Source organism: Pseudomonas sp. LBUM1652 (assembly GCF_059716105.1).
In genome coordinates this window covers 6177102-6191310 of record NZ_CP166804.1, presented here as the reverse complement: position 1 = coordinate 6191310, position 14209 = coordinate 6177102, and the positions used below count along the sequence as shown (strand labels likewise).

Annotated in this window: 14 protein-coding genes and 1 pseudogene; 14 read left to right on the top strand and 1 reads right to left on the bottom strand. The window is 57.2% G+C overall.

Going from position 1 to position 14209, the window contains the following annotated elements; genetic code table 11:
• The first annotated feature begins 433 nt into the window (after nucleotides 1-433).
• From ACA069_RS28095 to ACA069_RS28030, 14 genes and pseudogenes are all read left to right on the top strand, one after another.
• Complete coding sequence (locus ACA069_RS28095; RefSeq protein WP_497615626.1) at nucleotides 434-859, top strand: hypothetical protein; 426 nt, start codon at nucleotides 434-436, stop codon at nucleotides 857-859.
• A gap of 9 nt (nucleotides 860-868) precedes the next feature.
• On the top strand, nucleotides 869-1345 hold the full coding sequence (locus ACA069_RS28090) for an XAC2610-related protein (RefSeq protein WP_497615625.1): 477 nt from the start codon (nucleotides 869-871) through the stop codon (nucleotides 1343-1345).
• A gap of 5 nt (nucleotides 1346-1350) precedes the next feature.
• A complete protein-coding gene (locus ACA069_RS28085) occupies nucleotides 1351-2709 on the top strand; it encodes a lysozyme inhibitor LprI family protein (RefSeq protein ID WP_497615624.1) in 1359 nt (452 codons plus the stop codon).
• A gap of 67 nt (nucleotides 2710-2776) precedes the next feature.
• Nucleotides 2777-4171 (top strand): TIGR01777 family oxidoreductase, encoded by a 1395-nt coding sequence (locus tag ACA069_RS28080; protein ID WP_497615623.1) that lies wholly within the window; start codon nucleotides 2777-2779, stop codon nucleotides 4169-4171.
• 9 nt (nucleotides 4172-4180) lie between these two features.
• A complete protein-coding gene (locus tag ACA069_RS28075) occupies nucleotides 4181-6631 on the top strand; it encodes an alpha/beta hydrolase (protein ID WP_497615622.1) in 2451 nt (816 codons plus the stop codon).
• Entirely contained in the window at nucleotides 6628-7137 is a 510-nt protein-coding gene (locus ACA069_RS28070; RefSeq protein WP_497615621.1) for a hypothetical protein, read from the top strand. The genes ACA069_RS28075 and ACA069_RS28070 overlap by 4 nt, the downstream gene beginning before the upstream one ends.
• Before the next feature lie 86 nt (nucleotides 7138-7223).
• The gene (locus ACA069_RS28065) at nucleotides 7224-7673 is read left to right on the top strand and encodes a hypothetical protein (protein WP_497618321.1); all 450 of its coding nucleotides are present in this window, start codon (nucleotides 7224-7226) and stop codon (nucleotides 7671-7673) included.
• A gap of 10 nt (nucleotides 7674-7683) precedes the next feature.
• Nucleotides 7684-8055 carry a hypothetical protein gene (locus ACA069_RS28060; protein WP_497615620.1) on the top strand — a complete coding sequence of 124 codons (372 nt, stop codon included), beginning with the start codon at nucleotides 7684-7686 and terminating at the stop codon, nucleotides 8053-8055.
• 19 nt (nucleotides 8056-8074) lie between these two features.
• A complete protein-coding gene (locus ACA069_RS28055; RefSeq protein ID WP_497615619.1) occupies nucleotides 8075-8635 on the top strand; it encodes a hypothetical protein in 561 nt (186 codons plus the stop codon).
• Nucleotides 8622-9467 (top strand): tetratricopeptide repeat protein, encoded by an 846-nt coding sequence (locus tag ACA069_RS28050; RefSeq protein WP_497615618.1) that lies wholly within the window; start codon nucleotides 8622-8624, stop codon nucleotides 9465-9467. The genes ACA069_RS28055 and ACA069_RS28050 overlap by 14 nt, the downstream gene beginning before the upstream one ends.
• On the top strand, nucleotides 9464-10219 hold the full coding sequence (locus ACA069_RS28045; RefSeq protein WP_497615617.1) for a lysozyme inhibitor LprI family protein: 756 nt from the start codon (nucleotides 9464-9466) through the stop codon (nucleotides 10217-10219). The genes ACA069_RS28050 and ACA069_RS28045 overlap by 4 nt, the downstream gene beginning before the upstream one ends.
• A gap of 26 nt (nucleotides 10220-10245) precedes the next feature.
• Nucleotides 10246-11244 (top strand): hypothetical protein, encoded by a 999-nt coding sequence (locus tag ACA069_RS28040; protein ID WP_497615616.1) that lies wholly within the window; start codon nucleotides 10246-10248, stop codon nucleotides 11242-11244.
• Between the two features lie 159 nt (nucleotides 11245-11403).
• Nucleotides 11404-12423, top strand: coding sequence for a hypothetical protein (locus ACA069_RS28035; RefSeq protein ID WP_497615615.1), 1020 nt, complete (start codon nucleotides 11404-11406; stop codon nucleotides 12421-12423).
• A gap of 108 nt (nucleotides 12424-12531) precedes the next feature.
• Nucleotides 12532-13754: pseudogene (locus ACA069_RS28030) on the top strand (IS3 family transposase).
• Between the two features lie 47 nt (nucleotides 13755-13801).
• On the opposite strand, the gene ACA069_RS28025 reads toward ACA069_RS28030, so the two are convergent.
• On the bottom strand, nucleotides 13802-14164 hold the full coding sequence (locus tag ACA069_RS28025; RefSeq protein ID WP_489881432.1) for a DUF6124 family protein: 363 nt from the start codon (nucleotides 14162-14164) through the stop codon (nucleotides 13802-13804).
• Nucleotides 14165-14209: the final 45 nt, after the last annotated feature.

Genomic DNA, 14209 nt, shown 5'->3' with positions numbered 1-14209 from the left:
GCAAGACCGGGCAGACGGACCCGGCAGATCGCTCTCGAAAGAAGGATCTCCCGCGCACAGCCGCCATACAGTCGATAACGCGAGCAGGGATATGCCCGATCAGCGGCCAATGACGTTGCGCGTCGTCTTTTACCCGGACTTGCACGTCCGTGTCACCGTTTTTTGCGGTGACAAATCAAGGTTAGCGGCGAATGGGAAGGTCGGATAGTTCATGGAGGGCTCGGCGTCTTGCGGGAAATGTCCGACGAACATGACATCCGTTTAGCAGTAGATCGAAAGATCGTGACTTCTGTTTAAGTGGTTGCGACACAGCGAGGATCGGTCTGACAACAACGGCCTATCCACGTAACCGACGCCTACCGATGACAGATTTTTTGCTGGAGAAAGCCGGGAGTTAAAGAGCAGTGAACCCGACTCTCATAAGGAAATGAACATGAAAAAAATACTTCTGTTGCTCTGCTGCCTCTTCCCGCTGATGGCCCACAGCGCAGTCACCAGCGAATCACTCTGCTTCGAACTCTCCGAAACCAGCCCGGTAAAGTTCGAACTCCGCACTTATTACGACGAAGCCAGCAAATGGTCTGGTGGCTTTGTGAAGTACGCCAAATCCAATGAGCCAATTTCCATTGTTCTAACGGATTCCGAGAACGAAATTCTCGACCCGGACGCCCCTTGGCAGCACACCAGAACCTGGTCCGAAGTCGTCAACGGCAAGGTCACGGGCACTTATGAGTTGATGACGCAGGGCTCACAGATCGTCTCGATGTCTTACACAAAGCAGTCCAACGGCAAGGTGTACAGCTTCGGATTCAATACCAGCATCGATTCCTCCCTGGAGTCCGGATGCAAATGGGAGTAGGGCGAGTACATGCAATTCAAAACTTTGGCGTTATCACTGCTCGGCCTGATGTGGACGATCCCGGCGTTGGCCGAAACCACCACGTTCAGCCCAACCAAAGGCGTCGAAGCGACGCTGGTTCTCGAAGGCTCCAAGCTGAACATCGCGGTTAAAAGCGAAACGCACAGCGAGTCGCGAACAATCGATTTTGAAGCCGAAAACGAACTCCATGTGCAGTTCGATGATTTCAATTTCGACGGCACCCAGGATTTCGCGATCTGGCAGCTGGATGACGGCATGGGTACTTACGATTACTACCGGGTGTTCGTTTACCAAACCAGAACCGGAATGTTCGAAGAGTTGCAGCCGGACTGCGGCGATGGCTTCGTTAACCTGCGCGTCGACAAAAAACGTAAGACGTTGCTCAGCACTTACTGGGGCATGAACGGACCAGATCAATGCATCACCCGATTCACCAAACGCAAAACCTTAATGACTCAAGGATGAACACAGTGAACCGTTTTGTTTTTACCCTGCTGGCCGTGCTGCTGCCGGTTTCAGCGGCCTATGCGCAGGATGACTGCAGCCAGGTCACCTCAAGTCTGGAAATGGTGCCCTGCTCGGAGGCGGCGAAGAAGGCTGCCGATGCGCAGTTGAATGTCAGTTACAAGCAGTTGATGACGCGGCTTGAGTCTGACTATCGAGCAGATCCGGGGTTGGGCGCGGAGTACGCGGCGAAGGTTAAAGAGTCGCAACGTGCGTGGTTGAAATTGCGCGATGCGAACTGCCCTTTGGAGGCGTTCGAGATCGAGACGGGGATGCCGGCGCATGTGTTCGCCGTCAACTCGTGCATCGCCAGAATGAGTCGCGAGCGTTCGGCGTATCTGGACAAGATTGCGCCGGAACAGTCCGCGCATCTATCCGATAAAGGCAATGCCAGCGACGCTTGTCCATCCGAGGATTTCTTACCGTTCCTGGAAGTGTTTTCTGCCGATATCGAAGCACAGCGCCGGCTCACTGCGTTTACCGTCAAATCGCTGGTATTAAAGCCAAAGGCCGAACCGGGTCGTTTCGAACCGGTGACCACGGGCGAGAAGGGGGCTGGGTTGGCCTATCCGTTGATGGCGCCTATCGAATCTCGCAAAACCCCGGGTGTTGTGATTTGGGAATACGACGACAGCCATTCCACTGTTGTGGATCGACGCGCCGGTTGGAGCAACGTCAAAGCCTTCAACTTTTCCCGGCAGGCGTGTTGGGTGCTCGAGGGTGTTGAAGACTGGTCGATTCGGGAAAAAGATCTGGTAGCGGCGAGCACGCCGACGATGAGCAAGAAAGAAAGTTTCTGTTTCCAGCGTGCCGAGGCGTTCGAAGCATTGGGTGCGCCGGAAGACCAGCCTCGCACCGTTGAGTTGTTTGAGGCCACGCTAGAAAACTTGTTATGTGCAGCGCACTCCGGAGACCCACTCGCCAGTTATAAAGCAGCCATTCTGAGTCTCTCTGGCATGGCGCCGCAGGTGCCGACGAATACTTTGGAGTCACTATTCAAAGCAGCGGCCACCACTTTGCCGAACGGTGCGATGGGGCTTTCCGAGTTTTACTGCGACGGCAACGAGCTAACTTTTGACGGTCCCTGCAAAAATCCTGCGCTTGCAGAGCAAGCACTGATGGGCGCCGTGAAAATGGGCAATGCCACCGCGATCAGCAAGTTGGGATCTACCTTCGCGAGCGGCGAATGGGGTACCAAAGATCCATCCCGAGCCATGGCCTGTTATCAACTGGCTCTCGCGAAGGGTAGCGAAGGCGCGAGTTTCGGTTTGGAACACTTGAAGAAAAACTCCACCACGCCAATCAAACCCAGCTACTGCTACTGACAACCCCCGAAACCCCAAGCTTTTCCTTTAAACTCCCCACCCCCAAGGAATGCGCTCAGGACACGGAATGCCAGCCCCCTCGACCTCGCTTCGCCCAGCGCTAGTGCTCTGGCTATACGCCGCCACAATCGTCCACATTCTCGCCGGCCTTACCCTGACCTGGGCCGGTCACTCCGGTTTACTCGATGGCTATCTGCAAGTTCTCGAAAAGGCATTCTGGGGCACCGAGGCAGTACCCACCGCCGGCCACGAACAACAGGTCTGGTGGCTCGCACTCTTCGGCGCGACGCTGCAAAGTTATTCGCTGTACATGCTCGCGCTGGTGCACATCGGCAATCGTTCGAAAGTGCCGAGTGTGTGGGGCTGGTTGATCGCCGGCATCCTGTTATGGGCGCCGCAGGACATGTGGCTCTCGGCGCAACAACAGGTCTGGTCGCACCTGTGGCTCGACGGTTTTGCCCTGTTGCTGCTGTTGCCGCCGCTGATCTGGCTGTATCGCCATGACCGCCGGAAATCCCCTTCTGTAAAAATTCCGAGTCAGTCCAACCCTTTTGCCGGCGGCGCCCACAAGCGTGTGCTGATCACCGGCGGTACCGGGTTTATCGGCGAGGCTGTGGTCAATCAATTGCTCGATGCCGGCCACTCCGTGAGTGTGTTGGCACGTGACCCGTTGAAAGCAGCCAATCTGTTCGACGGTCGCGTTCGCTGCGTGCAGTCTCTGAGCGAACTCAGCCACGACGAAACCTTTGACGTGGTGATCAACCTCGCAGGCGCACCAGTCGCCGGCCCGCGCTGGACTCCCAAACGTCAGGCGCAACTGCTCGCCAGCCGGGTCGGCACCACCGAAGCGCTGATGATCTGGCTGAAGAACACCAAGCAAAAACCAACGCTGTGGATTCAAGCCTCGGCCATCGGTTTCTACGGCGTGCGCGATGCCAGCGAAAGTCTCGACGAACACGCCAGCAAGGGCGACGGTTTCATGGCTGAACTCTGTGCGCGTTGGGAAGCTGCCGCGCAACCGGCCACTGAGTTTGGCGTGCGTCAGGTGGTGCTGCGTCTTGGCGTGGTCTTTGGCTTGGGCGGTGCGTTGACGCCGTTGCTGCTGCCGTTCCGCTTGGGTTTCGGCGGGCGAATGGGCGACGGTCGGCAAATCATGAGCTGGGTGCATCGCGACGATGTGCTTCAGGTGATCGCGCGGGCTTTCAACGATGACAATCTGCGCGGCACCTACAACATGGTCGCGCCCGAAACGGTCAGTCAGGCCGCGTTCGCCGCCCATGCCGGTAAAGTCCTCAAGCGCCCGGTGTGGTTCCACATTCCGGCGGCGCCAGTACGCGCGCTGGCAGGGGAAATGGCGGAGCTGTTTTTCGACGGTCAGCGCGTGGTGCCGCAGCGTTTGACCGAGGCCGGTTACACGTTCCGCTATCCCACCCTCGACGCCGCTCTGCGCGATCTGACCTGAGGATTGCTCATGAGCAAGCCCTTGATGTACCTGCTTGCCGGCAACGGCAGCGCCGCCGATTGGTGGGATGACGCGCTGCCGCACTTCCAGCGCTACGACGTGGTGCCGCTGGAGTTGCCGGGCTTCGGCGCCAATCCCCAGCCGCCCTGCGAGGATCTCGCGGACTACGCGCAGACCTTGCTGGCGATGACGCAGAAGGGCAGCGCGATCATGGCAGTCGGGGTCAATGCCTTGCTGGTGCTGCATGCGTTGCAACGTCGGCCTGGGCACTTTTCGCGCAGTGTTTTGCTTGCACCGGTCGGGGCGTTTTTGTGGCAACGTCGGCTGCCGGCGTTGATGTCGCCGCTGCCGATCCGCAAGACCATTCACTGGCTGCTGTCGAACAAACCCACGCTGTTCGCCCGCAAGTTCTCCAACCAGATTTGGACGCCTGCGCAGTACCAGCGCATGGGCGCCGGTTATGCGCGCTGCCGGGCATTCGTGCCGCACTGGGATCTGGTGCGGGCCGACACCGCGCTGCCGCTGCTGGAGTGGATCACCGATCCGGTCGAGCTGGTTTGGGGCGATCAGGACAACGTGCTGGGCATCGAGCAAGCGGCGGCATGGTCGGCGATTCTCGCTCGCGCTGATCTGACCATCAGCCTTAAACCGGGATGGGGTCATTACCCGTGGATCGACGCGCCCGCGAAGTTTGCGCAATGGCTGGAGTCCGGCGAGCGCGGGTTTGTCGCGCACACCAAGGGCGGGCGTTTGCGTTTGGCCGAACTGGCCCGGCAACCGGTGCCGGCAGCGCTGACACTCAACGATTGCAAGGACACGCGTCTGCCGGCATTTCTCGCTGCCCAACCTGATGTGACCTGGGCGGTGCGCTCCTCCAGTTATGGCGAAGATCAGGCCGATTCGGCGAATGCCGGTTTGAGCACGACCTATCTGCGCGAGCCGTCCGCCAATGTGCCAAACCGCATTGCCGAATTGACCGCCGAAGGCGTTGAGGAAGTGGTGGTGCAGCGCTTCATCACGCCGGTCGTTTCCGGGATCGCGTTTGTGCGACATCTGTCGGTAGAACTGGAATGGGTTGAAGGCCATCTGGAGTCGCTGGCCGACGGTCACGTCAGCCCTTCGCGGGCAACGCTTTCTCGGCTTGGCGAGGCCTGGCGCAGCTGCGCGTTCACGCCATCCTACGGCTTGACCGAAGAGCAGCTATGGCAATTTCTGCAAGACGTGTTGCGGGTGTTCCACTACGTGCCCGGCGACGTCGAATGGGCCTGGGACGGCGCGCAACTGTGGCTGCTGCAATACCGACCGATCAGCGATTACGGCTGGCGCCGGCACCTCACCGCCGCGAACATCGCCGAGATCCTGCCGCCGCAACCGAGCGTTTTTGTGGAGTACGCCCAGCGCCGGGCAGCGGCAAGTATTCCGGCGATCATGGCGCGGTGGGATGCGCGAGTGTTGCAGGACAACGAGCCGTTCACCGCCGTGTTCGGCGGCGCGTCCTACATCAACAACGACCTGTTCCTCGCCCGGTTGGCCGACTGGGGCATCAGCGCCAGCAACTACGCCGGTGAAGTCGGCGGCGCGACCCCGCATCTGCCGTGGCAACCGCTGAAGATGCTGCGTTCGCTACCGCTGTTCCTGCGCATGCAACACATTGCCCGTGGTCATCTGCTGACGCTTGAGCGTGGTTTGCAGCGCTTCGATCAAGAGCTTGCCGAACTCGTCGTCCAAGAGGCCGACGGCCAACAACTGGCGGACTGGTTCACCCGGTTTTATGTGTTCGTGGTGCAAGGCAACCTGTGCATCGCCACGGCGCTGGCCAGTAGCGGCGGCGATTGGCTCGGGCGCCCGCGGACGGCTTACGACAACCTCGAAAACAGCCCCCATCGTTTGCCGTGGGAAACCGACCCGGCCACGGCTCGACCCGCGTCGAGCGAACTGCCGTTACAGGCGTTCCCGCAGTGGTCAGGGCTGATCCGCTTCGCGCATTCGGCCGGACTGCCGGGCCTGCGTGGTTACTACCTGCAAGTGCGCGAGTGGTATCGCGACAACCAGATGCGCATCTTCTTCCGCCTGCATCACGCTATGCCGTTGGCGGATCGCGAGCACTGGTTCGCGCCGCATCCCGACATTCGAAGCCGCGACGGCAGCTTCTGGCAGGACGGTCGCGAGGGCGCTGAGCAGGCCACCGGGTTCATGATCTACCCAGGGCAGGTGCAGGGTGTTCTCGGTGAGGACATCTTGCTGGAAGACACCCTCGATCCGGGGCGGCATGCGCACTATCAAGCCGCGCGGGCGGTGATTGCGCGGATGGGTGGGCGGTTGTCCCATGGCTCGACGTTGTTGCGTGAATTGTGCAAGCCGTCGGCGGTGATGCCGCAGGTTGATCCGGCGTGGGTGGGGTGTGAGGTGGTGTATCGGGATGGGGAATTGGAATTGATGAATTCGAAGGATGCGAAGTGAAACGACTGTTGTTGATGTGTATGGCCTGGTTGCCGATGGCGAGCATGGCGACGGAGCTGTGCAACGAGAGTAGCGATACCAAGAACTATCTCTCGCAATGGGTGGAAAGCGCAGATCGAAAAATTGACGTGCATTCGTCGTTCTACGACAACCGGTTTTCCTTGGAAGAGGGCAAGGTCGTGTACCAAGGCGACCTTAATGGTGACGGCCAGGACGACTTCATTTTTCTCTCATATTCAAGTCACGGCTCGGCAGGCGACATGACGTATGCCTTCCTGATCCAGTGCCGTGGTTACTTGAAACACACGGGCGGCGATTACTTCGCCGGGGTCAAGGTTTTGGACGGCCCGCCCAAGAACGGCGGCGATGTCAAAGACATCGAGATCTACTCCTACATCCGGGATAAGCGTGACCAGATTCGCTACAAGGGGAAGGTAGCCATGACCCGGCCACACCTGTGGCAATTCAACCCGCAGACACAGCTTTATGAAGGGCAGTCTGAGTAAACCCTTGGTTCCTACTGCATTTACGGAGTTACTACGTGAAAGGATTTTCGGCTCTTCTCGGCAGCTTGATATTGGCGGCCACATCCATGGCATTCGCCGCCGACCCCGCCTTCAAGGATTACCCCGTCACACCAGTGTTCACCGGCACCCACCATGCACTGGTGCCGCAGGAAAACAGCAATCCGGTGATGGACAGTGCGCGAGCGAAAGCCTTGAAAGACAAGATCAACTTCGCAGGCCATTACATCCTCCACCAGCTCGGTTGTGGCGGCGGCGCGATCTGCGCCGAAGTGCTCGATGCCCTCACTGGTGAAGTCGCTGGCGGGCTGCCGAATGCTTACGACGGCAGCACATTCGCCATGGCCTACCAACCCGACAGCCGCTTGATCTTCATCACCGGCATCACCCTCGACGGCGAAGAAGACGCCCAAGGGAATTCGCTGGAAAGCGTCAACCGGGATCGCTACTACGAGTTTGTGAACAACGAATTTCGATTGCTGGCGATGACCGAGGCGGAATCGCCGCCGCTTGATTAAGGATGATGGGATGAACGGTTTTTTCAATCGACTCGTGTTCAGTGCGCTGCTGCTTTTGCCTTACGCAATGCCGGCGAGCGCCAGTGAAGGGAGTTGCTACGGCTACCTCACCGAAATGATCAGGAGCAGCGACTTCCCGTTTCAGTATGTGGGCAAGGACAAGGTCAATCTGCTGATCGACGACGATGACGGTGAAACCGTTAGAGCGCAGTTGTTCTTCGATACTGACGGCACGGGGACCATTGGCTGGATCAAATACACCCCGGCGACGCGCGTGTTGCTCAACACCTCGGCGGAATTGGACGAGCCGGTGGCGTTGTCCTTCGAGGCAAAGTTCGCCGATGGCTACGCAAAATGCCTGACGGAAAAACAGGCCGGATAACGGCGAAAGGGAAGTCTTGATGAATCAGCTTTTTTTCGCAGGCAGCCTGTCATTGCTGCTCTCTGCGCCTGCGCCTGCGCCTGCGTTTGCTGCGCCGGCGGACGCTTATACCCAACGCGATGTCATGCAATGCGGCGGGGTTGAAGTGGTGTTGGCGTCGTCCTGCCGATCGGTGACGGTGGATGACGCAGAAACCCACCTCATCCCGGTCTGCTCAGACCAAACGATCAACATCGGCGGTAAGGTGCTGCGGCGTGATGTCGGCAAGGTTTCGCAACTCACCTCCGACGGTGCGAAGACGAAGATGTTGAGCAACGTGGTGGTGGCAATGGATTGCGTGACAGGTAGCAAGGGCAGCCTTGTTTCAATCGGTGGTTACGGCGGTTGCGGTGCCTGCCCGGAGTGGCACGGCTATTACTCGACGGCCGGGCGGCTGGAGCAATATAGCTTCGATAATACCCAGAGCTCGTTTGGTTCGAAGGGCTCCCGGGAAGCGCTGATGGGGGCCTATGGCGTTACCAAAAGGCAGCTGCAATCGGAAAGCCCAGCAGTGAAAAGGATTGAATATGGCCAGCCTTAATTGGGTGTTGATGTTCGGCAGCTTGGTTGCCGCCAGCGCCTTTGCCGAAGAGCCGCCAATCGTCGGCATCGACGGGCACACCGTGACGTTACGAGCAAAAAAATGGACTTCACCTGTGGTGGAGTCTGCCACTGCCTGGTTCACGGCGAATGGAAAAACGTTTCCGCTCTTCCATGCTGGCATTGGTACTCAGGCCTATCCCGAATGGCTTAGCCCCGATAAAAAAACCTTGTTGGCGACCCCGGTGGAGTACGGCGTAGTCATAGGTGAGAACGGTGAAGAAATAGCGACATCACAGGGGCATTGCGCTGTGATCTCGATGGAAACCGGTTGCGTGTTGGCTGAGAGTTACGAAAGGTTTTGTGAGGGTAAATGGGTGGTCAATCAGTGGGTTTCCGAGGAGGGCGGGGTGCTCAACCCTGCCTTGGAAACCAAGCCTCCCAAGGAACTGCTGAAACATGTCTTGAACAACGAAACGGCGCAGTCCCGCGCCGAATCTCTCGAGTGGAGCATGAGTTTTTTAAGTCCCGAATCCTACATGGCCTGCCATCCCCCGGCGCAAAATGTTCAAGCCTACAACGACTTGGGTTTTTACCTGGCCGAGGGCGGTAAAGATGAGCTGGCGATGAAGTTTTATCGCGGCGTTGAGGCGGTTGGCAAGCGCACGGTGTTGATGTTGAACATGGCGGATTCCTTGTGGCGACTGAACAAGAAAGACGAAGCGCAGCGCTATTACCGCGAGTACGGTGCAGCGATGACTACCGCTGGCAAGGCACAGAAAATTCCGCAACGTGTAGTTGAGCGATCTGAACTTCAGGGAGTGAAGAATTGAACGGGCTTTTCCGCTTTACCGTGTTGCTCCTTGGGCTGCTGTCCACTTCAATCGTGCTCGCTGAGGACACTTGCAAAGTCATAACCGTGAGTTGGCAATACCTTGAATGCGTTGAAACCGACCGCCAGGCGGCCGACGCAAAGCTAAATGCCAGCTACAAAAACCTCATGGCGCGCTTCGCTTCTCAGAGAGAGGCAGACCCTGCACAAGCTGATGCTTTCATAGCAATCGCCAAAGACTCACAGCGTGCCTGGCTCAAGTTGCGCGACACAACGTGCTTGCTGGAAGCCACAGAAGTAGAACCCGGCTCGCAGGCGCACTCTTTGATGAATAGTCTGTGTGTCGCCCGAGTAAGTCTTGAGCGTGCTGGTTATCTGGACGCTATCGCATCTGATCGACCGAGTGATGTGACCAATATCAGTAGAGTGTCTAAATCTGCCTCTCAACGCTTCGGCGATGTCGTGGCTCGCTACGTCAATATCTTCGGCAATCCTTGCCTGACTGTTCAGATCCTCGCACCTGACGGCAACTGGAGAGAGCTGTCGTCCAGGCAGTTTTGCAGTTTCGATGGCAAAGCATTCTGGAAGGACTATGCCGACGCTGGTTTCGAGGATCACGCGTTTGCCGAGGACGGGTTACACGTAACGCTCAGCCTGACGGAGCTTCGTGGGGCCGGAGAGAAACGTCTTGCCTGTGTAATTCCGATTCAGAACGCGCAAATCAAAGAACTGAAATGCGGCGTAGAAGATTGATCAATTCGTCGATCAACAAGGAAGTAATGGAAGTGACCAGGTTTTCAAGTTTTGTGTGCATGCTCGTATCGATCATTGGACTTACCGTGCAACCGGCAACGGCTGATGACCTGCAAACCATCGAGCAAATGCATCCGCCGGTGGTGGCATCGGTGGGCGAGCAGAAGATCACCGTGTTGTTCTTGAAGAACACGCTCAAAGGTCAGACGACAGGTGCCTACGTTCCCGGTGGTGAGGTTTTTTACACGACAATGAGTGCCACGAAGCCAGAACTCTCGTTTGTGGCGCCGCTCGTGGGTGATGAAGTCGCATCGGTGTTTTTCTTCGAACGAAAATTCCCTGAGCAAGCGGGGAAGTCCCTGTACGTGCTCATGAGGCAGAAAGAGTCAAACGTTGGGTTCGAAGGCTATACCTATTGGACGCTGGAGTTGCCGCTCATCAAGCAGGGCGAGCAGTTGTCGTTGCGTTTTTTTCGTGGTGATCCGCCAGACCCCGAATTGCAGGATTGCCGAGACGGCCGAGATCTTGAAAACGGCGTCGATGTTGTGTGTGCCTACAAGGATGCGGCGAGTATCAAAAAGCGCCTGGCAGACCTCGATGCAAAGATCATTGACGATTCAAAGCTTCAACAGGACCTCCGCCAGAAGTCGCCCAAAACCAACGGCGACGTGACCAGTGTTGCTTGTCCTTCGCCCGACTTTTCAGCGTTCCTCGCAGCCTTCTCCGAGCGCGCCGAAGTGCAGAAATCCTTCGTTCAACAGCCGCTGAAAATGGTCACGACTGTGGCCGGTGATCCTGAGCCTGAGATGGAAAAGCGCAGCCTCAGCGGTGATGAACTCAAGTTTCCAATCATCCCGGATCAGGCCAAGCGAGAAGTCCAAGGCCTGACATTGACCGTCAAGGAAGAGCGGGGAGATCGCGCCGTCGCCATCCTGCAGAAACCGGATACCGACTATGTCTTCGAATATCGGTTTGTCCGAGGGCAATGCTGGCGGTTGGAAGAAGTGATGGATTATTCGCTTTAAAACGCAGGAAGCAGGGGTGAGGGGCGAGATTTCGTGTGTTCAAGCAGGCCCGTAAATCATGAGCAGGGAGGCAAGTTGAAAAGATTAGGCTTGATCGCGTTATTGCTGTGTTCATTCTCTGTGGCTGCGGGGCCGATGTTCCCGTCCCTCAAGTCGTGCATGGAAGCCGACAGCGGCTGCGCGTTGACACTGAAAGACGATTTCCTGATGGACTCACAGTCCGGGCAACGTCTCTCCGAAAGACCCGTATCCGCCGGAGCGATGAGTGTTTTCTGGCTGTATCGAGATGGCGAGCGCTACATTTTGGAGGAGGAAAACTCCTCACAGTCGAAGACGCGCCGTTGGCTGGTTTTTACCTACGACAGCGGCAAAGTGGTGCTCGACGGCGCTTATATTTTCTCGATCGACATTGATGTAAGCACCGGTCCCTACTGGCACGGCTACGACTGCCGAGGTGATGCCAAGCCGCTCGCCGTGCCCACGAAAGATTCGTTCAGTGAAGTCGCTTTGGAGGAGTTGTGTGGCGAGGCCGAAGGCTGGGTTGTCTCGGGTCGGGACGCCGAAGTGCCGGTGTCTGCCAAGGGGCTGGCCGTCAGTGTTCCCGTTTACCACGCCCGTAACCGTGATGGTTCAGCGACATACCTGTTTACTGAAAGCGATGTTCCGGACCTTTCGAAACTGGTGTGTTTGTCCAATTGCGCCGATGTCACTCAAACACCGGAGCGTGTCTCGCGAGAAACAGCGCCACTGAAGGGCGGGCAGGATGGGACGTTGTGTGCGGATGACGAAGATATTTACTTCAGTTGCCCCTTGCAGGGGGGCAAGACGGTTTCCATTTGTGCGCAAGGAAACAGCAAACCCACGGTAGGATCCGTGCAGTACCGTTATGGCGTGCCGGGAAAAATAGAAATGGTCTATCCGAAGACTGCCTCGCCGCCCAAGGGCAAGTTCTTCGTCGTAGATGCGTCGGAAGGCAGCGTGAACCTGAACATCATCAAGTTCAAAAGCGGTGCTTATACCTACCTCGTCAATCAGGCCTTTGTGAGTTATCTCTCGGTACTCAAGGACGACAAGGTTGTGTTCCGACAGTCCTGTAATGCCGGTGGTGATGCGTACATCCACCGCGCAGCGATTTTCGGGTTGGAGGCACGTCCAAAAAGTGCAGAGGACTTTCGCTAGTCATTGTTGCCGAGTAGCAGGAAAGGGGACTTAACGTCCCCTTTTTTCATCCGCATGTCCCGTCCTGAATAAGGTTTACACCTTCTGACCCATTCTCAGGAGGGAGTAATGAATACGGGAGAAAGGCGCAGTCAGCGTGATTACACGCTGACCTTTAAATTGTCGGTCGTCGATCAGGTCGAAAAAGGCGAGTTGAGTTATAAAGAGGCTCAAGAGCGCTATGGCATTCAGGGTAAAACGACCGTACTGAACTGGTTACGCAGGCATGGTCGGCAGGACTGGAGTCAAGGCGCGTCCATTCGCTCCAAGAGACCCCGTTCCATGGATGAGCCCGATAAACCCCTGACACCCGAACAGCGAATCAAAGAGCTTGAAGAAAAGCTTGCCCAAGCCAACCAGAAAGCTCAGTTTTTCGAGGCCGTCGTTGACGTTTTGAAGAACGACTTCGGTGTTTCTGTCGTAAAAAAGCGATCCGGCAAGTCCTCTCCCAAGGGTAGATCCAAGGCCTGAGCATCAGTAGGGCTTGCCAGTTCATGGGGATTTCCCGTCAGGCTTATTACAAGCGCAACCGGGCGTGTGATGCCCGGGCCCGTCATGCCCAGGAAGTGATGGGATTCGTGAGGGAAAAGCGACTTAGGCAACCGCGCCTTGGCACCCGAAAACTTCACAATCTAATGCGCACTGAGCCAGAAGTGTCCGTAAAGGTTGGTCGAGACCGTTTATTCGATATCTTGCGAGATCGGCGCGAACTGGTTCCTCGCAGACGGGCGTATCACAAAACGACAGACAGCCATCATCGCTTTCGCCGGCATCCAAACCTGCTCAAAGATGGACCGATTCAGGTAGTCGCCAAGGCGCCAGAGCAAGTATGGGTTGCGGACATCACCTACTTACCGACGCAAACGGGTGTGGCTTATCTGAGTTTGGTCACCGATGCGTACTCCCGAAAAATCGTGGGGCACCATGTACATGAAAGCTTGCACACCGAATCGGTGATCCAAGCGTTCAACAAAGCCCTCAAGCAGCGGACAACGGAACAACGTCTGGTGCATCACTCGGACAGAGGCGTCCAATACTGCTCCGAGCTTTATCAGCGGCTGCATGCCAAATACGGCATCACCTGCTCAATGACCGATGGCTACGACTGCTACCAAAATGCGTTGGCTGAGCGTGTGAACGGGATTTTGAAAAACGAGTTATTGCTGCATCGCCCCAAAGATTTTGCAGAGGCCATCCGGATGGTGGACGAGTCGGTGCAGATCTATAACAACGAGCGGCCTCATCTGTCGCTGAAATACAAAACGCCCGATGCGGTGCATCGGGCGTTTTGAGGCTGAAACAGGTGTAAACCTATTTCAGGACTAGACAGCAAATCCCGTTACGGCTTGGCCTTCACACTCCGCACTTCAATGTGATCGAGCATCCCTTCGACCATCAACCGCACCCCGTCCGCCATTCTGCTCAGGGCCAGCGCGACCGAGCGGCGGGAGCCGTGGAGGTCGTCGGCCAGGTCGCAGGCGATGACGCTGATGGACAGCAGGTCTTCCGAGGCGTTGGCCATGAGGGCTTCGGCGTCGGTGCCGGGGGAGAGACTGAAGAGGCCGGTTTCGCGTTTGGGGCGGGGTTCGGCGGCGGGTTTGAAATGGTGGTCGAGGGCGCGCTCGGCGGCTTCGTGGAATTTCTTCGAATTGGGGGATTCGTAGGGCGAGGTTGCTTCAGTGCTGAATGTTTCATCGGTCATCGGTGTAAATCCTGAGCAGTTAATTGATTTCCCCGAGTTCGGACT

Bases quoted from the DNA above. Each gene is read 5' to 3' on its own strand.
- ACA069_RS28060 (WP_497615620.1), top strand. From the start codon at position 7,684: ATGAACGGTTTTTTCAATCGACTCGTGTTCAGTGCGCTGCTGCTTTTG.
- ACA069_RS28090 (WP_497615625.1), top strand. From the start codon at position 869: ATGCAATTCAAAACTTTGGCGTTATCACTGCTCGGCCTGATGTGGACG.
- ACA069_RS28040 (WP_497615616.1), top strand. From the start codon at position 10,246: ATGGAAGTGACCAGGTTTTCAAGTTTTGTGTGCATGCTCGTATCGATC.
- ACA069_RS28050 (WP_497615618.1), top strand. From the start codon at position 8,622: ATGGCCAGCCTTAATTGGGTGTTGATGTTCGGCAGCTTGGTTGCCGCC.
- ACA069_RS28075 (WP_497615622.1), top strand. From the start codon at position 4,181: ATGAGCAAGCCCTTGATGTACCTGCTTGCCGGCAACGGCAGCGCCGCC.
- ACA069_RS28080 (WP_497615623.1), top strand. From the start codon at position 2,777: ATGCCAGCCCCCTCGACCTCGCTTCGCCCAGCGCTAGTGCTCTGGCTA.
- ACA069_RS28065 (WP_497618321.1), top strand. From the start codon at position 7,224: ATGGCATTCGCCGCCGACCCCGCCTTCAAGGATTACCCCGTCACACCA.
- ACA069_RS28025 (WP_489881432.1), bottom strand. From the start codon at position 14,164: ATGACCGATGAAACATTCAGCACTGAAGCAACCTCGCCCTACGAATCC.
- ACA069_RS28035 (WP_497615615.1), top strand. From the start codon at position 11,404: ATGGAAGCCGACAGCGGCTGCGCGTTGACACTGAAAGACGATTTCCTG.
- ACA069_RS28095 (WP_497615626.1), top strand. From the start codon at position 434: ATGAAAAAAATACTTCTGTTGCTCTGCTGCCTCTTCCCGCTGATGGCC.
- ACA069_RS28055 (WP_497615619.1), top strand. From the start codon at position 8,075: ATGAATCAGCTTTTTTTCGCAGGCAGCCTGTCATTGCTGCTCTCTGCG.